General features: G+C 43.0%; 21 protein-coding genes and 1 tRNA gene. 13 read left to right on the top strand and 9 right to left on the bottom strand.

Translation table 11 applies throughout. From position 1 onward, the window contains the following. Positions 1 to 170: 170 nt before the first annotated feature. The 3 genes from AC07NA_RS16955 to ileS are packed head-to-tail and all read right to left on the bottom strand — an operon-like array spanning position 171 to position 4545. Positions 171 to 776: a lipoprotein signal peptidase gene (locus AC07NA_RS16955; protein WP_494898794.1), complete on the bottom strand. Its 606-nt coding sequence runs from the start codon at positions 774 to 776 to the stop codon at positions 171 to 173. After that, on the bottom strand, positions 776 to 1162 hold the full coding sequence (locus AC07NA_RS16950; RefSeq protein ID WP_345210801.1) for a TraR/DksA family transcriptional regulator: 387 nt from the start codon (positions 1160 to 1162) through the stop codon (positions 776 to 778). Before AC07NA_RS16950 ends, AC07NA_RS16955 begins: the two co-directional genes overlap by 1 nt. Then, a complete protein-coding gene (gene ileS, locus AC07NA_RS16945; RefSeq protein WP_494898793.1) occupies positions 1162 to 4545 on the bottom strand; it encodes an isoleucine--tRNA ligase in 3384 nt (1127 codons plus the stop codon). Before ileS ends, AC07NA_RS16950 begins: the two co-directional genes overlap by 1 nt. Before the next feature lie 139 nt (positions 4546 to 4684). Between ileS and AC07NA_RS16940 the strand changes: the two genes are divergently transcribed. Together AC07NA_RS16940 and recO are read left to right on the top strand one after the other, a co-directional pair. Next, positions 4685 to 5053 (top strand): diacylglycerol kinase family protein, encoded by a 369-nt coding sequence (locus AC07NA_RS16940; RefSeq protein WP_494898792.1) that lies wholly within the window; start codon positions 4685 to 4687, stop codon positions 5051 to 5053. Next, positions 5043 to 5768: a DNA repair protein RecO gene (gene recO, locus AC07NA_RS16935; protein WP_494898791.1), complete on the top strand. Its 726-nt coding sequence runs from the start codon at positions 5043 to 5045 to the stop codon at positions 5766 to 5768. The genes AC07NA_RS16940 and recO overlap by 11 nt, the downstream gene beginning before the upstream one ends. A 174-nt stretch (positions 5769 to 5942) precedes the next feature. On the opposite strand, the gene AC07NA_RS16930 is transcribed toward recO, so the two are convergent. Next, a complete protein-coding gene (locus tag AC07NA_RS16930; protein WP_494898790.1) occupies positions 5943 to 6185 on the bottom strand; it encodes a hypothetical protein in 243 nt (80 codons plus the stop codon). 582 nt (positions 6186 to 6767) lie between these two features. Between AC07NA_RS16930 and AC07NA_RS16925 the strand changes: the two genes are divergently transcribed. Together AC07NA_RS16925 and AC07NA_RS16920 are read left to right on the top strand one after the other, a co-directional pair. Then, a complete protein-coding gene (locus tag AC07NA_RS16925; protein WP_494898789.1) occupies positions 6768 to 7241 on the top strand; it encodes an OsmC family protein in 474 nt (157 codons plus the stop codon). A 127-nt stretch (positions 7242 to 7368) separates the two neighbouring features. Beyond that, the gene (locus AC07NA_RS16920; RefSeq protein WP_494898788.1) at positions 7369 to 7986 is read left to right on the top strand and encodes a hypothetical protein; all 618 of its coding nucleotides are present in this window, start codon (positions 7369 to 7371) and stop codon (positions 7984 to 7986) included. Between the two features lie 7 nt (positions 7987 to 7993). Here AC07NA_RS16920 and AC07NA_RS16915 read toward each other — a convergent pair whose 3' ends face one another. After that, on the bottom strand, positions 7994 to 8557 hold the full coding sequence (locus AC07NA_RS16915) for a hypothetical protein (protein WP_494898787.1): 564 nt from the start codon (positions 8555 to 8557) through the stop codon (positions 7994 to 7996). A gap of 360 nt (positions 8558 to 8917) precedes the next feature. Continuing rightward, the gene (folP, locus tag AC07NA_RS16910; protein WP_494898786.1) at positions 8918 to 9769 is read right to left on the bottom strand and encodes a dihydropteroate synthase; all 852 of its coding nucleotides are present in this window, start codon (positions 9767 to 9769) and stop codon (positions 8918 to 8920) included. A 52-nt stretch (positions 9770 to 9821) separates the two neighbouring features. Here folP and AC07NA_RS16905 point away from each other — a divergent pair, with 52 nt between their 5' ends. From AC07NA_RS16905 to AC07NA_RS16880, 6 genes are all read left to right on the top strand, one after another. Further along, entirely contained in the window at positions 9822 to 10361 is a 540-nt protein-coding gene (locus AC07NA_RS16905) for a DUF1599 domain-containing protein (protein WP_494898784.1), read from the top strand. Then, positions 10358 to 11506 carry a BT_3928 family protein gene (locus tag AC07NA_RS16900; protein ID WP_494898783.1) on the top strand — a complete coding sequence of 383 codons (1149 nt, stop codon included), beginning with the start codon at positions 10358 to 10360 and terminating at the stop codon, positions 11504 to 11506. Before AC07NA_RS16905 ends, AC07NA_RS16900 begins: the two co-directional genes overlap by 4 nt. A 4-nt stretch (positions 11507 to 11510) precedes the next feature. Further along, positions 11511 to 12569, top strand: a complete 1059-nt coding sequence (locus tag AC07NA_RS16895; RefSeq protein ID WP_494898781.1) for an ABC transporter permease — start codon at positions 11511 to 11513, stop codon at positions 12567 to 12569. Positions 12570 to 12601: 32 nt separating this feature from the next. After that, a complete protein-coding gene (locus tag AC07NA_RS16890) occupies positions 12602 to 13141 on the top strand; it encodes a shikimate kinase (protein WP_494898780.1) in 540 nt (179 codons plus the stop codon). Positions 13142 to 13192: 51 nt separating this feature from the next. Beyond that, complete coding sequence (locus AC07NA_RS16885; protein ID WP_494898779.1) at positions 13193 to 13510, top strand: hypothetical protein; 318 nt, start codon at positions 13193 to 13195, stop codon at positions 13508 to 13510. Positions 13511 to 13711: 201 nt separating this feature from the next. Beyond that, positions 13712 to 13789 (top strand) — tRNA-Val (locus tag AC07NA_RS16880). Between the two features lie 144 nt (positions 13790 to 13933). Here the strand turns inward: AC07NA_RS16880 and AC07NA_RS16875 are convergent. Further along, the gene (locus tag AC07NA_RS16875) at positions 13934 to 14296 is read right to left on the bottom strand and encodes a VOC family protein (RefSeq protein WP_494898778.1); all 363 of its coding nucleotides are present in this window, start codon (positions 14294 to 14296) and stop codon (positions 13934 to 13936) included. A 1119-nt stretch (positions 14297 to 15415) separates the two neighbouring features. On the opposite strand from AC07NA_RS16875, the gene AC07NA_RS16870 reads away from it, so the two are divergent. The 3 genes from AC07NA_RS16870 to AC07NA_RS16860 all read left to right on the top strand — a co-directional run bounded on the left by AC07NA_RS16870 (position 15416) and on the right by AC07NA_RS16860 (position 20885). After that, complete coding sequence (locus AC07NA_RS16870; RefSeq protein WP_494898777.1) at positions 15416 to 15871, top strand: discoidin domain-containing protein; 456 nt, start codon at positions 15416 to 15418, stop codon at positions 15869 to 15871. A 129-nt stretch (positions 15872 to 16000) separates the two neighbouring features. Further along, entirely contained in the window at positions 16001 to 19042 is a 3042-nt protein-coding gene (locus AC07NA_RS16865; RefSeq protein WP_494898776.1) for a SusC/RagA family TonB-linked outer membrane protein, read from the top strand. 34 nt (positions 19043 to 19076) lie between these two features. Continuing rightward, the gene (locus AC07NA_RS16860) at positions 19077 to 20885 is read left to right on the top strand and encodes a RagB/SusD family nutrient uptake outer membrane protein (protein WP_494898775.1); all 1809 of its coding nucleotides are present in this window, start codon (positions 19077 to 19079) and stop codon (positions 20883 to 20885) included. 106 nt (positions 20886 to 20991) lie between these two features. Here the strand turns inward: AC07NA_RS16860 and AC07NA_RS16855 are convergent, their stop codons facing one another. Then, on the bottom strand, positions 20992 to 22311 hold the full coding sequence (locus AC07NA_RS16855; protein ID WP_494898773.1) for a leucine-rich repeat-containing protein kinase family protein: 1320 nt from the start codon (positions 22309 to 22311) through the stop codon (positions 20992 to 20994). 25 nt (positions 22312 to 22336) lie between these two features. After that, complete coding sequence (locus tag AC07NA_RS16850; RefSeq protein ID WP_494898772.1) at positions 22337 to 23029, bottom strand: LytR/AlgR family response regulator transcription factor; 693 nt, start codon at positions 23027 to 23029, stop codon at positions 22337 to 22339. Between the last annotated feature and the right edge of the window lie 3 nt (positions 23030 to 23032).

Here is a 23032-nt window from a genome sequence, read left to right as displayed (position 1 = left end):
TTAATTCGCAGCATTTATTTTAATAGGGGGTACTTGACGGCAAATAAAAGCCCATAAAAACTCAAGCAACTCCCTACCTCTGCGAAAAACTCCGCGCACTCAGCGGTTAAAAATACCCCAAACAAAAAAGCCGCTAAAAGCGGCTCTTCAATATCTATATAAAGTATAATTTATTCTTCAACAACTTCGCTGTTGGGGCTGCTTACTTCGGGTTCTTCCTGTTTAAAGTAGCGCTTTTGGTATATCAGTATCAATATAACGCCTACCGATATGGCCGAATCGGCAAGATTGAATACCGGTCGGAAGAATACGAATTCTTCGCCTCCCCATACCGGGAACCATTTTGGGAAATGACCTGATAGCAGCGGGAAATAGAACATATCAACCACACGGCCATGAAACAACGGCGCGTATTTATAGATCACCCCGTAAAAGGTAGAGTCGATAATGTTACCTACTGCACCGGCCAATATAAGGGCCACGTTCATGATCAGTCCGCGGTGATACTTATGTTTAATGAGGTGTACCAGTCCGTAGCCTATAGCAATTACCGCTACAATGCGGAATAGCGTTAAAACAAGCTTGCCTATTTCGCCGCCCAGCTCCATCCCGAAGGCCATGCCGTTATTTTCGGTATAGTGCAGCATACCACGGTTGCCTAAAAACTTTATCTCTTCTTGCAGATACATGTGCGTACGCACCCATATCTTAATAATCTGGTCGGCAAGAATAATTAACGCGGCAACAAAAAAAGGTTTAGCGTACGAAGCTTTCATTAATTCTGCTTCAGTTTGGCCTCCATGCTGAGGGTAGTGTGCGGTACGGCGCGTAAACGTTCTTTTTGTATCAGTTTACCGGTTTCGCGGCAAATGCCATACGTTTTGTTTTCAATACGTACCAATGCTGCCTCTAACTGCTCAATAAATTTCTTCTGCCTTGCAGCTAACTGGTTGATCTGCTCTTTTTCAAGCGTAGCCGATCCATCTTCCAAAGTTTTGTAAGTACCGGCGGTATCATCAGTACCGTTAGCGTTTGGTGAGCTTAATGAAGTTGCCAAAGAGTTTAACTCTTCTTTAGCCACACGCAGTTTTTCAAGAATGATGTCTTTAAATTCTTTTAGTTCAACGTCAGAATATCTGGTTTTTACGTTTTCAGTTGCCATTATATTTTACTTATAGAAATCAATAGTTCAGTATCGTCAATCGTTACCTTTTCGCTTTCAGTCAGCTCATTATCAAGCACAATGCTTTCAGCTAAAATTTCGGCGCAAATGTACGATAAATTGTTTTGTATCGCTTCCCATATTACCGGGTTGCAATTAACGCATACGTTTATCTTGTCAGTTACATCAAAGTCGAGGCTCTTGCGTAAGTTCTGAACACGGTTCACAAACTCGCGCGATATACCCTCCTGTTTTAGTTCACCGGTAACGGTAACATCTAAGGCCACGGTTAGTTTGCCTAAATTTGCAACTTGCCATCCCGGTACATCTTCAGCAATAATTTCAACGTCGGTTATCTGTAGCTGATACTTGCCTTCCAACACATTTATGGTGCCGTTTGTTTCCAGTTCGGTAATATCGGCCTGGCTAAAGTTGTTTATCGCATCGGCTACCAGCTTCATATCCTTACCTACTTTTTGGCCCAGTGCCTTAAAATTAGGTTTTATCTTCTTCTTAATAAAGCCCGCAGCATCGGTAATATACTCTATATCCTTAATGTTGGTTTCGGATAATATCAGCTCTTTTACCTGGTCAACCTGGTGTGCAAAATTCTTATCCAATATAGGCAATAAAATTTTACTTAAGGGCTGCCTAACGTTTATACTTACCTTTTTACGTAATGATAATACCAGCGATGATATATCCTGCGCCATTTGCATGCGTTCTTCCAGGTCTTTATTTACCAGATCGTCATGATAAACAGGGAAGTACGCCAGGTGCACCGATTCAAATTCTTCCTTTTTAGTAACCGAGTTCAAATCGTTAAATAAACGGTCGGCAAAGAAAGGCGCTACAGGCGCAATCAGTTTAGTAATAGTAGTTAAACAAGTGTAAAGAGTTTGATAGGCCGATAGCTTATCATCTGAGTTATCAGACCTCCAGAAACGCCTGCGACTTAAGCGGATATACCAGTTACTGAAATGCGCGTCAACAAAATCCTGTATAGCGCGGGTAGCTTTGGTAGGCTCAAAATCAGCATAAAAACCGTCAACCTCTTTGCTTAATGTATTCAGCAGGGAAATGATCCACTGGTCAATCTCCGGGCGGTCTTTTATAGCTATTTCGGCTTCGCTGTAAGTAAACTTATCGATGTTGGCATACATCGCGAAGAATGAGTAGGTATTGTAAAGTGTACCGAAGAATTTACGGCGAACTTCATCCAACCCCTCCAGGTTAAATTTAAGGTTATCCCATGGCGACGCGTTGCTGATCATATACCAGCGGGCAGCATCGGCACCGTATTGCTCTAATGTTTCGAACGGATCGGTAGCGTTACCTAAACGTTTCGACATTTTGTTACCGTTCTTATCCAGCACCAAACCGTTTGATACCACGTTTTTAAACGCTATACCGGCATTGCCTACGGCTTTGTTGATGTCTTCTATCTCGTCGCTGCTTTCACTTAGCATTACGGCTATGGCGTGTAGGGTAAAGAACCAGCCACGGGTTTGGTCAACACCTTCGGCGATAAAATCTGCCGGGTAGGCATTTTTAAATTCCTCTTTATTTTCAAAAGGAAAGTGCCATTGCGCGTACGGCATAGCGCCGCTGTCAAACCAAACGTCAATCAGGTCAGGCTCGCGGAACATTTTGTTGCCGGTTGATGAAGTTAGGATGATATCATCAACATACGGACGGTGCATATCATCAATGGTGAACCCGGCAGGCATTAAGCCCGCGGCTATTGATTTTTCTATTTCCTGTTTCAGTTCGGTAATTGAACCGATACATTTTTCTTCAGGTCCGTTTTCTTCTCTCCAGATAGGCAACGGCGTACCCCAGTAGCGTGAGCGCGACAGGTTCCAGTCAACCAAATTCTCCAGCCAGTTACCAAAACGACCTGTACCGGTTGATTCGGGTTTCCAGTTGATGGTTTTGTTAAGAGCGACCATTTTATCCTTAACCGCGGTAGTGCGGATAAACCAGCTATCCAGCGGGTAATATAATATCGGCTCATCAGATCGCCACGAGTGCGGGTAGCTGTGCTCGTATTTTTTAACGTCGAAAGCCTTGTTCTCTTCTTTCAGTTTAATGGCGATGAGTACATCGGTCGGTTTAAAATCCGCTTCGGCACGTTCGGCATCGCTGTAATATTCTTCTTTAACGTAGCGTTTGGCATAATCGGTCACCTCATCAACAAAGCGGCCTTGTTTATCAACCAGCGGTACTTCTTTGCCTGCTTCGTCAAGTACCATTACCGATGGTACGTTGTTTTCTTTACAGGCCCTAAAGTCATCCGCACCAAAAACAGAAGCGGTGTGTACTATACCGGTACCATCTTCAGTAGTAACAAAATCTGCCGGTATCACGCGGAAAGCATTCGCTTCCAGATCGGCATTGGTTACATACGGCATCAACTGCTCATAATGGATACCTACCAGATGGCTGCCTTTGCATTCTGCTTCAATTTTGTAAGGGATCACCTTATCGCCGCCTTTATAATCGGCAAACGAAGCATTTTCGCCTTCGGCTTTAAAATATTTTTTAACCAGGTCTTTAGCCAACACTACGCAAACCGGTTGGTAAGTGTATGGGTTAAAGGTGCTGATTTTGGCATAAGTAATGTTTTCGCCAACGGCAAGGGCACAGTTTGACGGCAGTGTCCACGGAGTGGTTGTCCAGGCAAGTATAAACACATCGGTATCTACCCCTTCAAACAAAAACTCCGAATCACCATCGCGTTTTACTTTGAACTGGGCGGTAATGGTAGTGTCTTTCACCATTTTATAAGTGCCCGGCTGGTTCAGCTCATGCGAGCTTAAACCGGTACCCGATTTTGGCGAGTAAGGTTGTACCGTATAGCCTTTGTATAACAGGCCTTTATTGTAAAACTGTTGCAGTATCCACCAAAGGCTTTCAATATACTCGTTTTCGTAGGTTACATACGGGTTTTTAAGATCAACCCAGTAGCCCATCTTTTCGGTCAAATCGTTCCATACATCGGTATACCTCATTACCTCCTTACGGCAGGCATCGTTGTATTCTTTTACGGTGATCTTTTTGCCGATATCGTCTTTAGTAATGCCCAACGCTTTTTCAACGGCCAGCTCAATAGGCAAGCCATGGGTATCCCAGCCGCCTTTACGCTTAACACGGTAACCTTTAAGTGTTTTGTAACGGCAAAAAATATCCTTAATTGAACGCGCCATTACGTGGTGTATACCCGGCATACCATTGGCAGACGGCGGCCCCTCGTAAAAGGTGTAAGGATTATCAGCAGGACGGCTGCTGATACTTTTTTCAAATATGTTGTTGGCTTTCCAAAACTCAAGGATCTCTTTTCCGGTTTTAGATAAGTTTAACTGCTTATATTCGTTGTACATCAATATGTTCTACCTCGTTTTTTAGAGGTTGCAAAAATACGGAATTTTAACCAAAATATCTTATTTTGACGCATGAAAATTAAACCCCAATACCCGTTTAAATTTTGAAAAGCCCCATATTGCAGCAAGTTTTTACAGCATGAAAAAGGTAATACGCAGTTTTGGTTATGCTTTTAAGGGGATAGGCTACGCGTTTAAAACACAGCTTAACTTTCGCATACATACGGTTGCCACCCTTATAGCGGCGGCAATGGGTTTTTGGCTGCGCATCAGTACGGCCGAATGGTTATGGATCATACTTTGCATTGCCATTGTATTGCTTACCGAATTGCTGAATACCGCTATTGAAACGCTTACCGACCTGGTATCGCCCCAGTATAACGAAAAAGCCGGCCATGTAAAAGATGTAAGCGCTGCTGCTGTAGTAGTTAGCGCGGTTTTTGCGTTGATAGTTGGGGTGATGATATTTTTGCCAAAGCTTTGCCTTTTATTTTGCCATGCTGCATAAAACCCGCGGAATTGTATTTAAAACTACCGATTACAGCGAAAGCAGTGTAGTGGTGCAAATTTTTACCGAAAAATTCGGGCTGCAATCGTACCTCATTAACGGGGTAAAAAAGCCGAAGGCCAAAATAAGCCGCAACATGATACAGCCCCTGCACTTGCTCGATTTGGTGGTGTATCATAAAAACAACGGCGGGGTGCAGCGTATTTCAGAATTAAAAAACGCGCCGGTATTTAAAACCATTCCCTATGATGTGGTGAAAAGCAGCATCGCCATGTTTTTGAACGAAGTGCTGTATAAAGCCGCCAAGCAGCAAGCGGCAGATGAAAATTTGTTCAGCTTTATATTCAGCGCTATTGAATGGCTCGATCATCAAACCGAAGGACTGGCCAATTTTCACCTGCTGTTTTTGATACAACTTACCCGTTATCTGGGTTTTTATCCCGACAAGACCTGGGCAGGCAATGCCGATTATTTTGATATGAAGAACGGGGTTTTCAGTCGCATGAAGCCTGATACTACATTGTACCTTTCGCCCCCGCACACGCAGAATTTTTACAACCTGCTGCATTGCAGCTTCGAGAATGCCGCCAACATAAAACTGACTATAGATGAGCGCCGGTATTTAATTGCAAAGCTGCTGGAGTATTATGCCCTGCATATCGAAAACTTCGGGAATGTGCACTCGCACGAGATATTGGAAGAGGTGTTAGGTTAAGGTGCGCCCGGTAATAACCCACATGTATTAAAAAAAGTGTCATTTCGAACGAGGAACGAGGAGAAATCTTCTGCACAATGCTTGTCGTAAACTTACAGGGCGAAGAAGATCTCTCACTACGTTTCGAGATGACATAAGAGATTTACAGCCCCCTCCGGGCGCACCAATATGCTTTTATACCTGGTGACCTAATATTTGTTTTTTGATATAATCGATAGTAGATGCCGGGATGGGGGTACCTTCTACCTGCTCAATGCTGCCATCGTTATTGATCTTCAATTCGGCCTTGATGTTATCATCAATGCTCACGTGTAATTTGTCTTGCTCCTTTTCCACTTTGCAGTTAAGCTCGCGTTCGGAGTAGTTGATCCTAAATTCGTATTTGCCGTCTTTTTCGGCAGGTGTTATCTCGTTCATAACTCAAGTGTTTAAGTGTATCACATTAACAGCAAAAACTTAAGTTATGTTTAACCAAAGGGAAAGAAAATTTACCCGTTCAAACATGTAAATTTACAAGGCACAAAAAAAGAGAAAGCAGCAACTTTCTCTTTTTATATTAACTGACCTCATAAAATTTATCATAAAGAACAAGTTGTTTTAGGCCGATAAATTGTATGCTGCAAATATATATTCCTCATTTATTAAATGCTAATTTTTTAACGCTTTTTAACAAGAAATTAACAGAAAAAGATGTTTTTTTATAGTTTTTGAAAATTTTGAACTAAAAATGAATTTTTAAAAGCATTTAGCGAATAGAAAATTATCAATTTTTCAAAAAAAACAACACTTATTACTCATAATTGGTGTATAACTTAAAAAACCGGGCATTTTTCAACTACCTACTTGTAGGTATGCGTGTTTAAACATATCCTACCTATTAAATATACTTTGCAGCTTAGAAACGGCATTTCGCATGTTTTAACATCTAAATTTTGGTAATTGTTTGGCCAAAGCCAATATTTGATTGAGTAATTTTGGAAATAAAACCAAGGGCATAAAATGAGCAGGCAGCATCAATATTCGGCACGAATTGACTGGGTAGGCAACCAGGGAACAGGCACCAGCGGCTATAACGCGTACAGTCGGAACCACACGGTTTCGGTACAAAATAAGGCTGATATCTTATGCTCGTCCGATCCTTCTTTTCGCGGTGACGACACCCGGTATAATCCCGAAGAAATGCTGGTGGCTTCACTATCGAGCTGCCATCTGCTTTGGTACCTGCACCTTTGTGCCGAAGCCGGGGTAGTGGTGGTAAACTATACAGACCAAGCCACTGGTGTGATGCAGGAAGACAATAACGGCGGCGGGCGCTTCACCAGTGTAACCCTGCATCCCGAAGTAACTGTGAGCGATGCCACAATGGTTGACAAAGCCAATGAGCTGCACCATAAAGCCAACAGTTTATGCTTCATCGCCAATTCCTGTAATTTCCCGGTTCATCATGAGCCTGTTTGTAAGGTAGCCGAATAGGTAAGATCTTTTCAGGTAGAATAATTCTTTGTGTAAAAATTATTAGAGGCTGTCACATTCGTGAGAGAATATCCGTCATGGTAATACAAGCCGAGCACAGCTAACAGCTTGTTAATTAAATATTACAATGAAAAAATACCTGATCTTAACCACAATTGTTTTAACTGCAATGCTACAGGCATGCAAAGATGATAGATGCGAATGCGTCCCTGATGATGGTAACCATCCTGCCGAAATAATTCATCACGACATAAACGCCATAGTGGCCTATCAACACCATATTGAAATTGATATTGACCAAAATGGTGAATACGATTACTCATTTGGCAGTGTGCTGATTGAGGAAAATGATCAGCCCTATCTTTACCTCTTTGCAAACGGCGAAACTACTAACGGAAGCAAGTTGCTTTTGCAAAGCAGCCCCGAAGTACTTAACGCCCGATGGGCACGGTCACTGGAAAAAGGCGCTAAAATAGAGGACAATGCCGGTAACGGAAATGAATGGAACGTGCCGCAAATGCACGGCAACATTATTGGTGTAAGAGATAATGGCGTACAAAAAACCTATACTGGTCCGTGGATAGGCAAGCAACATGCTTACCTGGGTATGAAATTTAAGATCAACGGCAAATATCATTACGGCTGGATCAGGATTACCCACGCCACCGGTAAAGAGCAAATATTGGTTGAAGATTATGCCTACAACAATATCCCAGAACAGCCTATTTATGCAGGCCAGGAATAAGATTTGTTTATAATAGCCTGCGGAAGTTAAAGTTATAGGCCACTTTTAACCCGATAACAGGTGTTACCTTGGTTTCGTTGGATCTTAAATTAATAAGATCTGTCCGGAGGGTAAATTCAAGGTCGCTATGCCTGTCGAGCATAAGTTCGTACCCAGCTGCAAGCGCACCGCCTATACCGCCAGTCACCAGGTCTTCATTACCGCCGCCCAAATATAACATGGCGCCTGCGCGTGCAAAAAAACGTTCTTTAAAGTAATACTTAGCGCCTACACCAAGGTAAACCAGGCCGATATTCTCAACAGAATAAACCCGGTAACCATACGAATCATACACATTACGAAAGTTGGCGTTCAGCTTTTCATATCCCAGCGAAGGTGTTATGGCTACCTTATTGCTAACACGTATACTGCTTTGCAGGTTAAAGCCGCTGCCTGTTTTAAAATCGGTAGTCAGGGGTTTGTTAATACCATACGCCAGGCCAATTGAGCTACGAGCCTGCCCATAACTCTGCAAATAGCCAAGCGTAGCAATTACTATAATAAGTGTTATTTTGATTATAAAGCGCAGCATTTTGTATGGTTATATAAGATGCTATAAAATTAACCAATAATGCTTATTGTAGTGGAATATTAACAAAAAGGATACAGATATGTCTTTTAGCGAAATGTTATAGAAAGATGAGTATTTAAATGTGGTGCGGCCGGAGGCCGCGTAATAATGGTCACTTGGCTGGAGCCAAGCGACTACAGCTTCTTTTTCTTTTTATTCTGCAACGCCGCCGCTCGGCTCCAGCCCACAGGTGTTGGGAATAATAATTTTTTGTCATTTCTCCTCGTACCTCGTTAGAAATGACAAGTAGTCTTTCCAACATTTGCTGGCTCCAGCCGAGTGATAACTATTACGCGGCCTCCGGCCGCGCCATACTAAAAATCATCTGCACACTTCCCACAACTTTACCGCCTCAACCGCCGCTTTTACATCGTGCACCCGTAAAATGGCAGCGCCTTTACTTAGCGCTATGGTATTTAAAATGGTAGTGCCGTTAAGTGCTTCGGCAGGGGTGGTATCTAAAAAGTTATAGATCATTTTTTTGCGGGAAATACCAACCAGTACAGGCAACGCTAATGGCGCGAAATCCTGAAGACGGCGCATTAGTTCGTAGCTCTGTTCTGCTTTTTTTGCAAACCCAAATCCGGGATCGAGTATTACATCGTGCACGCCTAATTGCTTTAACTCGTGGTATTTGGTAACAAAGTAGTCGAACACCTCACTAAATACATCAGTATAATCGGTTAATTGAGTCATGGTTTGGGGAGTGCCGCGCATGTGCATCAATATGTAGGGTACTTGCAGGCGGGCTACGGTAGAAAACATGTCGACATCTAACTGGCCTCCGGCTATATCATTAATAATATGTGCGCCTGCTTTAATGGCGGCTTCGGCTACTCCGGCTCGAAAGGTGTCTATAGAAAGCACAGCATCCGGGTAAGCGGTAACAATGCCTTCTACAACAGGTATCAACCGGTCAATTTCCTGCTGTATGCTGATATCCTCGGCACCGGGACGGGATGAATACGCGCCGATGTCTAAAAAGGTAGCGCCATCGGTCAGCATTTGTCCGGCTTGTTGCACGGCATCGGCCACGGCGGGCTTGCGGCTGTCGGCAAAAAATGAATCAGGCGTAGCATTAATAATGCCCATTACCTTCGGACTGCTCAGGTCAATAAGTTTACCGCCTGCATTCAGGGTTGCCTTTTTATGAAAAAACGTATCTTTAGCCATTAGTTTTTGTTCCTTTGGGAACTATCAGCAAAAATATAACAAATACATCACCTTGGCCAATACAGCAGCAGAATACGAAGCAGTAATAAACGTATGTAAAGGTTTATTCATTAAAAAAACCCGCGATTACGGCACTGCCTGGCGCATATTACGCATCTCATCCATTACCGATCAAATTTTTATCAAGGCCCAGCGCATCCGCACGCTCGAAGAAAAAAAGGTATCAAAGGTAGGCGATGATATTACCGGCGAATACATCGGCATTGTGAATTACTGTGTGATAGCTATGCTGCAACTGGATTGTGAAGCCGATACCCCGCTCGAACTGCCTGCCGAACAGGTGAGCATTTATTTCGACGAAAAGGTAACCGAAACCAAGGAGTTGATGTTTGCCAAAAATCACGATTATGGTGAGGCCTGGCGCGATATGCGCATCAGTTCATTAACCGATTTGATATTGATGAAACTGCTGCGTGTTAAGCAGATTGAAGATAACCAGGGGCAAACTGTAGCATCTGAAGGTGTAAAGGCCAATTACCAGGATATGCTGAACTATGCCGTTTTCGCGTTAATAAAACTGGGGGTGAAATGAAAAATGCTGTAGTTTGGTTTTGCCGGATATTTGTAGGCTTGCTGTTTATCTTTTCGGGCCTTATAAAGGCGAATGACCCGCTTGGGTTTTCGTATAAACTGGTGGAGTACTTTGAGGTGTTCCATACCATGTTTTTGAACGGTTACGCTTTGGCCATAGCCATATTTTTATGCGCGCTCGAAATGCTGCTGGGTTTTGCCCTGCTGATTGGCGTTCGTGCTAAACTGGTAGTTTGGGGTTTGCTTTTGCTCATTATCTTTTTTGCCTTCCTTACATTTTATTCAGCCTATTTTGAGGTGGTGCGTACCTGCGGTTGCTTCGGTGATGCTATTCCGCTTACGCCATGGCAATCGTTCAGTAAAGACCTGGTATTGCTGCTGTTAACGCTGGTGCTGTTCTTCAATAAAAACAGCCTGAAACCGGTGTTAAATAAAAAGGCAGGGGATGTTGCGCTGGTTGTGGCCGCGATAGTTTCGGTTGGTGTGGGTGTATACACCTATAACTTTTTACCCGTGCTGGATTTTCTGCCTTATAAAATAGGTAACAACATTCCTAACGAAATGAAGACCCCGCCGGGTGCCAAGCCCGACGAATATGAGCAAACGTATCACCTTAAAAATAAAGCTACCGGTGCCACTAAAGTGATGACGGATAAGGAGTACATGAAAACCGGTATCTGGAAAGATGATAACTGGGAAGTAGTGGGCGACCCGGTAAGTCGCCTGGTAAAAAAAGGCTTCACCCCTAAAATACAGGACCTGAGCATACAAGACGCGCAGGGGAACGATTACACGCAGGAACTGCTGACCAATCCCTTTTATAACGTGATGATAGTGGCTTACAACCTCGATCATAGCGATGAGGCCGCCATGGCGAAAATTAATGCTATCGCCCTTAACCTTACCGAAAATTATAATGTACGTACAGTTTTGCTTACATCGGCATCGGCACAAAACGCCGAAGCTTATAGTAAAAGGCTAAAGCTGTTCAGCGAAATATTTTATGCCGATGAAGTACCGCTGAAAAGCATGGTACGCGCTAACCCGGGAGTGATATTGCTGAAGAACGGTACGGTGATCAATAAGTGGCATTACCATACGGTGCCTACCTATGACGAATTGGTAAAAAAATATTTCGCCCAATAAAAACATGATCAAATACCTGCTCCGCAAAACCGGTTACGGACTGGCAGTTATGCTGGGCGTTGTGGTAGTGGTGTTTTTTCTGTTCAATATTCTGCCTGTCGACCCGGCCCGGATGACACAGGGGCAGCGGGCAGATGTGCAATCGTTAGAGGCCGTACGCAAGGAGTTTGGGTTGGATAAACCCGTGCCTGTACAATTCATATACTACCTTAACGATCTTTCGCCGGTAGGTATACATGCCAATACTGCCGATGAGCAGCAACGTTATCATTACGCCAGGCTGGTCCCCGTATGGGGCAATAAAGTGCTGGCTTTAAAATGGCCTTATCTGCGCCGCTCGTACCAAACCCATAAGGATGTGGCCACGCTGCTTTTAGAGGTAGTGCCCAATACGCTGATACTCGCCACCACGGCCATGCTGTTCGCCATTACTGTGGGCGTATTGCTGGGCATAGTAAGCGCGTTAAATCAAAACACATGGATTGATAAGTTGTGCATCAGCCTGTCGACACTGGGGATCTCAGCACCATCGTTTTTCGCGGGTATTATTATAGCCTGGCTGTTTGGTTATATATGGAGTGCGCAAACGGGGCTGAATATGTCGGGCAGTTTGTATAGTTACGATCCGTTCAGGGGCGAAGTGCTTACGCTCAAGAACCTGGTATTACCGATGCTTACGCTGGGCTTGCGTCCGCTGGCTATAATTGTGCAGCTAACGCGAAACGCCATGCTGGATGTGTTGTCGCAGGATTATATTCGTACTGCCCGCGCCAAAGGCCTCAGTAGAAACGCCGTGGTATACCGCCATGCTTTAAAGAACGCGCTTAACCCGGTAATTACGGCGATTGCCAACTGGTTCGCTTCGCTGATGGCAGGTTCGTTTTTTGTGGAATATGTGTTTGGCTACAACGGGCTTGGCAAGGCCACGGTAGACGCGCTGGAAATGTCGGATTTTCCGGTGATCATGGGCTCTATATTATTTATTGCCGGTATTTTTGTGATGATCAATATATTGGTTGATATAATTTATGTTTGGATTGATCCGCGTGTTAAATTAGCCTGATCTGTTTTTTGTTTAAACCTGTTTACTGATAAATGTCTGATACTAACGAACTGCAAGTTGCCAAAGGTTTTGGCCGTATATTTTTTATAGGCTTTATGGGCTGCGGCAAAACCACCTGGGGCCGCAAACTGGCTACGCACCTTAATTGCCATTTTGTCGACCTCGACCACCTGCTGGAAGAAAAAGCAGGCATGGGCGTGGCCGAGTATTTTTCGAGCTTTGGTGAAGGTGCCTTTCGCCAGTTAGAATCAGACCTGCTGAAACAAACCGAATACCCTGCCGACGCCATTATATCAACCGGAGGCGGCCTGCCATGTTTTTTTGATAATATGGAATGGATGAACGCCAACGGAAAAACAGCCTATATCAAACTATCGCCTAAAACCCTGGCCCAGCGCCTGGAGGGCAGTAAAACCGAACGCCCTGTACTGCAAGGTAAAAAAGGCGACGAACTGGTGGAGTTTATTACCTCAAAACTGGCCGAGCGTGAAAGCTTTTACGAACAGGCTACCCATATTATTGATGGCATATCGCTATCGGTAGAACAGCTGGAAGAAGAACTGGCAAAATAATGCCGGCTAAAATAATTGAAACCATACACAAATAGTGTTGTTATAAAACTTATGGAACACAATGTGTATCTGTTAGCAACCGATCCGAAAGACCCTTGCAGGGATGTTATCCACTCAAGGGATACTGCACTCAAAGTACGGGTGTATTGCCTTAACCATGACAGGTTTACACCAAGTAGCAATGAGATACAGCTGTATGGCTATGCCCATAGCAAGCTGTATGCATTTGAAACCATCGATATAATGGCCGAGGACGCGCTCGACGTAGTTGGCGCTATACAATGGTATGCCGACTATATTGACTACCCCGATATGGAGATATTACCCGAAGACCCGCGCCCAAATAAGGGTCATGATGTAGCCATGTAAACTTTTTTATGGGCAATTTATGCCCGTTTATAGGCTGAAAGTGTATTTTTGAAAGCTGGATTAAATTTTTCGCCCTTAAAATCAGTAGCTTATAAATAAAGTAAAATATTTTTTGAAGATTTAAATAAGCTTTCTATATTTGCACACCCAAACACGGGGACATAACTTCAAAAAAGCCCACGGGTTTAGAAGTTAACAAAAGGGAGTTTAGCTCAGCTGGTTCAGAGCATCTGCCTTACAAGCAGAGGGTCACTGGTTCGAACCCAGTAACTCCCACCAAAAGAAGGCCTTTTTCGAAAGAATGAGGCCTTTTTTGTGTTTATAGGGTTTTTAAACGCCTGAAGAAAAATGCACCTGTCGACAGATTGCGAACTCCTTTTCCCATCTAACCGGTTCAGGTGAACTTACAAATCCAGTTATATATTACCATTGCTGAATTATAACACCCACTTGTTTATCCATCAGCGCGAATTCTTTTGCACCCCAGGGCCTGAGTGTTACAGCCGGAAGGTTGGGGTGTAAAAATTCCGGGTGAGATACGCTTACCTGCTTATAAACCTCTTCAATATCATCAGTTACCAATCTGAATTCGGGGTTGTGTTCCTTTGCTAAGGCTGTGTCTTCAAATAGGTTTATCCGCAGACCATCTTTTTCCAGCACACAAAATGGTTTTGACGAATTTAATTCGTTATGCGTAATTTCAAATTCAAGACAATTGACAAAAAGTTTCAGTCCTTCATTAATATCCAGGTAAAATACATTCGGAACCAGCTTTGAAAAATTCATGATGATGCTTTTTTAGGTGTTATACAAGTGCAAGATTGAATATATTCTAAAATTAAGCTAACCACAATAAATATCTTACTAAAATAAATATCTTACTAATTGGCTTAATACTATGTTAAAAGTATGGCGCAGCTAAATTTATAGCTTAAAGGTGATATAGATTAAGCCGCTGAAATAAGCCTAACTTATTGATGTCTTGATTTTTAGTATCAATGTCGTAATGAAATGATAAAACATTTTATCGAGAAAATAGTACGTTAGTCTTATTTGAAAGCATGCCTAACTCTGAAATTACAGGGCTTTAAACATCTCATTTTTATTTAAGGATGTTTTTATGTATTGTATTTTATTGAATAAACAATTGTAAACCCTTTTTTTATTAAAATAACATAGTTGTTACACTTTTTGCAAAACGCAGGGTTGTAACGTTTGTGAAAATGCCTGGTATTTTGATTGATAGGTGTTTTTGTTGGTGAAATAGCAGCCATTTTTTACTCATAATTGCATTGTGCCTCATTTTTTTTAATAAAATATAAAAAAAATGATGAAACGTTTTATCAAATCACATTCATTTTTATATATTTACCATCGTGAAAATCATAAGGGAACGCATTTGATCATCTTATCACATGATAAAACGTTTTATTTATGATTTGATTCTTAGTCGATTGCCACTTTAGGCTTATTTTATTAAAACCAAACGGAACTATATGGAGAAAATTTACATTACTTAAATTTCTGGCGGATAGATGATCTGGTTTGTATAAAAGGCCGCTGTTTTTATAGCACGGGCCGCAATCCGGTTGTCACTACTCCGTATTTACCAGGGTTGCCTTGGGGTAACATCGCTTAGCTTTTAGTTTATACCATTTACTTAAGAAACAGGAAGTAAATACTTAATACACGCTTTTTGAGCGTGGGTGCTTTGTATTGCCCTTTTTAAGGCGTTGAGTACCGCTGACAGAATCAACTAAATTATACATATGACTCAATTTTTTAAACTACCAAAACACTGATTTTATGAACGTTTTAAAACTAACCAGACAGCTATTAGCAATACTATGTGTTGCTATGATTTTGTTTTCGGGGTGTAAAAAGGACAAGCAAAGACATTACGATTTGCTGCCACCAGACCCGGAAGATGTAACTGCGCAAGGTATTATCACTACTGATAATGATAACAGCGGCGGCCCTACTGCAAATGAAGGTTCACCAAAGGTTACAGATGGCGACCTTGACAGTAAATTTCTGAACAACTATAAGCCATTTTACATTCAGCTGCAATTTAAAAAAGCGCAATGTGTTACCAGTTATTCACTTACGTCGGCAAATGACGCGGCAACACGTGACCCTAAAAACTGGACTATTTCTGCATCTAACGATGGCAATACCTGGACAGATTTGGATACCCGTACCAATGAAACCTTTGCGGCACGCAGACAAACTAATAACTATGAGTTTACAAACACTACTACCTATTTCTATTACAGGATAAATATTACTGCAAACGGTGGTAGCAGCTTGTTCCAACTGGCAGAGTGGCGCGTGGTAAGTATTCCTATTATCGAGCAATAGAATAATCCAAATTAAAGAAACAAAGATTTTTCAACCCCAAACAAAAAAACTATGTCTAAAAATCGACTTTTTAGTGTTTTTCTTGCCGGCCTGAAAAGTAATAAGTTAATGTATGTAATTATTATATGCATGGCATTTATTACTCAGGCTAAAGCGCAGGATACACAGTTACAGATAACCGGTACGGTTAAAGATGAACTGAACGAAACCCTGCCGGGTGTAAGCATAACTAACGGACGCACCAAAACAGCGGGCGTTACTGATATAAATGGCGCCTTTAAAGTAGCTGCAAGCCGTGGCGACTCACTGATATTTACCTATGTGGGTTACCGTAGATACGCTATGGTAGTAAAAGATGTGATTAATATCAACATTACCATGCAGGCCGCGAGCAACAGCTTAAATGAGGTTGCAATTGTAGGTTTCGGTCAGCAAAAAAAGAACAGCCTTGTGGGCGCGCAGTCAAGCGTAAACCTTGAAGATGTAAAGCAACCGGTAGCTAACCTGAGTGCTACGCTTGCAGGCCGTATCAGCGGTTTGGTTGGTGTGCAGCGTTCGGGCTTACCGGGCCAAAACGGTGCCGATCTTTGGATACGTGGTATCTCTACTTTCAATGCCAATAACTCTGCTGCTCCGCTTGTCGTACTCGATGGTGTGCAGGGCCGTGAACTTGATAACATTGACCCGGAAGATATTGCATCATTTACCATATTAAAGGATGCTGCAGCTACGGCCGTTTACGGTGTTGCAGGTGCAAACGGTGTTATATTGATCAATACCAAAAAAGGTAGTGCAGGTAAAACCAACCTGATGTTTAATTACAACCAGGGTATTACCCAGTTCACCAAACGCCCGGAGCTTACCGATGGTGTAACTTATATGAATTTACGTAACGAAGCGCGTTTAGCCAGTGGCCAGGGTAAGGAGTATAGCAACAACTATATCAACTCAACCATCCTGAACGAAGATCCTAACCTTTATCCTAATGTGGATTGGATGGACGCCTTGTTCAAAAATACCTCACAAAACAGAAGGGCGAACTTCAGCGCCCGAGGCGGTGGTGAAAGCTCTACTTATTATATTTCTGCCGCTTACTATGATGAGGAAAGTTTATTAAGAACTGACGCGTTACAAAGCTACAATGCTTCAACCAAGTTTAAACGTTATAACTTTACCTCAAACGTTACCACTAACTGGACGAGCACTACAAAATTTGAATTAGGTGTTCAGGGCAATATACAAAACCTGAACTATCCGGGTGTTAATCCTAACGATGCCTTTGCCAGTGTAATGCAAACCAACCCGGTTTTATATCCTGTAATGTATCCTGGTAATTTGGTTCCGGGCGTTAGTGCGGCCGGTGCACAGTTAAACCCTTATGCGCAAATTACACAAACAGGTTACCAAAATTCATTCAGTAACCAGGTATTATCAAACGCGAGGTTAACACAAGATCTGAAATTCTGGTTACCGGGCTTAACCTTTTCGGCCTTATATTCATATGACGTTTTTGCCGCGCATACTATAGCGCGTACAAGGAATCGCAGTAATTACATTATAAACAGGGCAAACCCTTACAACGACGACGGCACGCCAAATTTGAGCATTGTAAGACAGGGTTCTGACGAACTTGCTTATTCAAGAGGTAATGATGCTAATCGTCAATTTTATACAGAGGCATCATTAAACTATGACCGTACTTTTGGTGCTAAACACCACGTAACCGGTTTGGCATTGTTTAACCAGCGTGAAAGAGTGGTTGGTTTCGCAACTGACCTTGCATCGTCATTATCATACCGCAGCCAGGGTTTAGTTGGCCGTGGTTCTTACTCATACGATGATAAATATTTCTTTGAGGCAAGTTTTGGTTATAATGGATCTGAAAACTTTGCACCAAGCAAAAAATTCGGTTTCTTCCCGGCGTTGGGTGTAGGCTGGATTTTATCTAAAGAGAAGTTCTTTGAGCCGTTGAGCAACACATTTCAGTACTTTAAATTACGTTACTCTGATGGTTTAGTTGGCGATGGCGGCAATGGCGGCAGAAGGTTTGGTTTCTTAACCATTATCAATACAGGTGCCGGCGGCTATACTTTTGGTAACGGCCAGGGCGACAGAGGCTACGGCGGTACAGCAATATCTGATTACGGTACTGAAGTTCAATGGGCCGAATCTCGTAAAAGAGACTTAGGTATTGAGTTTTATACCTTAAATTCAAATTTAACTGTAACTGTGGATCTCTTTCATGAGAGAAGAACCGGTGTATCACTGCAAAGGGGAGCTTTACCGGCCCTGGTAGGTTTGGTAACTAATCCTACAGGTAACCTTGGTATCATGACCAATAAGGGTATTGATGCAACAGTACAGCTTAACCCAACCAAAATAGGCGATTTTACTTTAGATATGCGGGGTACTTTTACTTATAACCGCGATAAGGTAATTGAAAATGACCAGGCGCCTCAGCCTTTCCCATACATGGAACGCCGCGGTGTTAACTACCTGTCTACGTTTGGTTATGTTGCGGAAAGTCTTTTCCAGAGCCAGGAAGAAATTGATGCTGCACCTACACAGTCAGCTTTGGGCGCAGTTCGTCCGGGCGATATCAGGTACCGCGATTTAAATAACGATGGTAAAATAGACAATAACGATACAAAGCGTATTGGTAATGGTGACGTACCTACCACTATATTTGGTTTGGGTCTTAATTTACAATACAAACGTTTTTACATCGGAGTATTCTTTCAGGGCACCGGCGGTGCCGACAGACTGCTGAACGGCGATGGTATCATCCCTTTCAACAACAGTACCGGTGCCGAGCGTAGTAACCTTTTTGCCATAGCCGAAAGCCGTTGGACACCTGAAAATCCCGACCCGAACGCGTTTTATCCTCGTTTAGCTTATGGTAATGCTGCTAACAAAAATAATTCTGTAGCCTCAACATGGTGGGTTAAAGATGTGGATTTTATCCGTTTGAAAACAGCCGATTTTGGTTATAACCTGCCTGCAGGTACACTTAAAAGTATAGGTATGAAAAGTGCACGCGTTTATTTGCAAGGCTATAACCTGTTATACTGGAGCTCTTTCAAACTATGGGATCCGGAGCTTAATACAGGTAATGGAACAGCCTACCCTAATACAAGAACAGTTACATTGGGCTTGCAGGCTAACTTTTAAGCATACATAAAAACAGAAAAAATATTTGAACGATATGAAAAAGATTATATGTGCAAGTTTGCTTGTGCTGGTAAGCATGAGCTCTTGTAAAAAATATTTGAGCCAGGTGCCGGATGATATTCTTACGGAAGACAAGATATTTGCCTCAAGAAATAATACCAACAACTTCTTAGCTAATATCTATAATGCTATACCCAACGAATTAGAACAACGGTTTACGGGTAATGAAAATTCAGGGCCGTGGACGGCATCATCTGACGAGGCGAAGTATACCTGGGATTTCAACTATAGCAATACCATGATCACCAGTACATGGAGTAATACTGATGGAAGTGTATCTGTATTTTGGACAAATTATTACCGTGCTATACGTAATGCCACTTATTTTATACAACACATTGATGGTGCTAACTCCCTTGAGGTTGACGCTACTGTAAAGGTAAGGTATAAAGCCGAGGCGCGGGCTTTAAGGGCGATGTTCTACTTTTGGTTACTACGTACTTACGGACCGGTGCCACTTATCGGCGAACAGGTGCTTGACGTTAATGCACCTATAGGTGATTTACGTTTGCCTCGTGCACCATTTGATCAGGGTATTGATTACGTGGTTAGCGAATTAGATGCCGCTTATAATGACTTGCCTGTAACTCCGGTTAGTGCGGAGTGGGGTAGGATTACCAAAGGTATATGTAAAGCTTACAAGGTAGAAGCTCTATTATATAAAGCCAGCCCGCTTTATAATGGTAATACTGATTTTGCCTCATTAAAAAATGTTGATGGTACACAACTTGTTAGCCAAACATATGATGCGGCTAAATGGGCGGCAACAGCTACCGCGGCAAAAGAATTTATTAATGAGTTTGTACCGTCTACCTATAGCCTGTACACCGTAGCAAACAGCGATCCATTTGTGGCTGCTTATTTAGCATGCCGCAACGTAATGACTACAGATTGGAACAGCGAGTGGATCTTCGCCCGCTCAAGAAGCGGTAGCTATTCACAATACGATCGTACACCTAAGCACGTAGGTTCACCGGAAGCGGATGCTGCGCACCAGGGAGCCGGTTCGTTAGGTGCTACACAAACTATGGTTGATGCCTATTTTACGGCTAATGGCCGCTCAATTGATGATCCTGCATCAGGCTATGTATCTACAGGTTTTACCAATTACCAGGCACCTCTTGATAATGTTTCAAGAAGTATATACAGCCAATGGACAAATCGCGAACCTCGATTTTATGTAGGTATCACTTACAATAATAGTGCATGGCTTAACCCGTTAAGCAGCGGTGCGTTGATCACTAACTTCTTTTATAATGGTAATTCAGGCAGGGCGCAAAGTACATCAGACGTTTCCCCAACAGGTTATTGTGTACGTAAAAACGTATCAACCAGTGATAATGCACGTGGTATAGTTGCATTAAGGTTAGCCAATATTTATTTGGACTATGTTGAAGCACTTAACGAATCTGACCCGGGCAATGCCGATATCGTAACCTATTTGAACCTTATACGCCAACGTGCCGGTGTGCCGCAATATGGCAGCGCGAGCTTGCCTGCACCTGCCGGCCAGGTTGCTATGCGCGAAGCTATCCGTAAAGAGCGCCGTGTGGAACTTGCCTTCGAAAACGTACGTTTCTTTGATACACGCAGATGGAAGATAGCTGAAAATACCGATGGCGGTCAGTTCTTCGGTATGGATATGACTAAGAATGACAATACTTTTTACACCAGGGTTGTGGTTGAAACACGTACATTCAGAAAAGAACGTGATTACTTGTTCCCGATACCAAATGCTGAGGTGTTGAAAAACCCTAACATGGTACAAAATCCGGGTTGGTAATATCCCTCCTTGTAGTATCTTAATACTAATACCCCAACCGCTCCATATTAATTATGGAGCGGTTTTTTGTTTACCCGGTATTAGCTGTATGCCTGAAATAGCTAAATCAAGAATCCTGATGTAAATGCAATTTGCTCAATTCAATTTCCAAATATTCAAAATCAGGGCGCGACGCTACATTTTGTGTTGTACAAACATCTTTCAGATCAGCCAATCGCAATAGGGCAGCATCCGTACCTGCATCTTTGCATAAACCAAGCAGGTCATCCAGTAAATGGCCAAACGCGCTAACTTCTATCCGTTCCAGCAAACCTGCTGTTTCAGTGTCCTCTTTGTTATAAAAACAGGCCGCGCCAAAATCACCGAATAAGGTGTTCCCTTTTTCATCTACCAATGTATTATGGGCATACAGGTCGGCGTGCATAATACCTTTGCTATGTAGTTGCGCTGCCAATGATGCTATAGTGGCCGCGATTTTTATTACCTGTTGTTTAGACAAGCTCATGCCTGCATTAAATACATCGCGCGTGCAGCTCACAAAGCTGGGCGGGTTGCCAAGGTTAAAGAAACGCGGGGGGATCAGCGCCATTACCAAGCCTTGTTTTCCTTCGGGATGATGTGCTATTTGCCCGAGTAATTTTACGAGACCATCATGGTTGCCTGCCGCCATGTAGGTATACATTTCATCTTCGGGGAGGCCATCGCTGGTAACGGCTCCCTTAAATATCTTTACGGCCACTTCTTTGGTTGCATCATTGCCACGCCACCGGGCCTTTGATATAATGCCCGACGCACCTTCACCCAACAATTGGCCTAATTCTAATTCCGCGAAATCAATAAACGGGATAGCTGTTACAGCGGGCTTCACGTTAAATAAATTACCCGAAAACGCCAGCCACGAAAGCTTAGGCATGCTCAATAACCATTGCGGAAGCTGGCCTAACCGGTTAGCCGAAATACGCAAAAGCGATAAATTGCTGCATGTGCTAAGTTCAACAGGGAGCTCGCTTAGCCTGTTGCCCGCGAGCATCAGCTTTTGCATACGCATGCAAAAGCCAATTTGGGCAGGTAATTGCGTTATCCGGTTATTGGTTAATATAAGCCAGCGAATGTTAGGGTTGAGGGCTTTGACAGGTATCCCCTCAATAATATTCGCTTTAAAGCCTACAATATCCAGCAGGGGGCAATCGGCCAATACTTCCGGCAAAACGGTAAATGCATTTTCAGAGCAGAAAAAGATCTTCAACTTTTTCAGGCGACCAAAATCGGCAGGTAATTCACTTAAATTATTGAAAGAAAGATCGAGCAGTTCCAGTGTATCAGCCAATTCAAATATCTCCGGCGGAAAAGTTGTAAGCCCCTCGCTGAGTTTTAGTGAAACCGAGCCTTTTAACTCGCCGTTTTGCAATTGTTTTAGGGTTTGCATATAAATTTATGGCTTAAGTTTAAGGTTACCATGCCTTTTTAGCTATCAAATCCTGGGCGTACATAGCCCCTATCGGGATGATATGCTCGTTAATATTGATCTGCGCCCGGTCGAACTTATCTATCTTGTCCCAGGCCACAATAAATGCCCTGTGGGTGCGGATGAATTTTTTATCGGGCAGTAAAAGCTGCATGTCGGCCAGCGTAACGCGTGTACTTAACGACCGGTTGGCCATGAGGTAAAGCTTGGTGTAATTCCCTGCCGCCTCTACAAACAGTATATCATCCAGCTGCACTTTTACCTGTTCGTAACCGTCTTTCACAAAAATAAAGTCGGGCGTGGCATCAGGTGCCGGTTTATTGCGCAGGTTATACAATTCGTGCGCTTTGTTACAGGCCTTTAAAAATCGCGACAACGAAAAGGGTTTCAACAGGTAATCTATCGCGTCCAGCTCAAAACTTTTTACAGCATGTTCGGAATAGGCTGTGGTAAAAACCACCATGGGCGGGTTGCTCAGCGTGTTCAAAAAATCGATACCGCTTATATCGGGCATCTTAATATCTAAAAACATGAGGTCTACCTTGTTTTGCTGTAAATAGGCCAGGGCATCAAAAGCATTGGTAAAAGTTGCGGTAAGTTCAACAAACGGAACCTTGGCAGCGTGCGATCTTACCACGTCAAGGGCTATGGGTTCGTCGTCAATGGCAATGGCTATCATCCT

Source organism: Mucilaginibacter sp. GW821-FHT07G05 (assembly GCF_059418565.1).
Note: the sequence above shows the minus strand (reverse complement) of the source record. Positions and strands in the feature narration are given on the sequence as shown.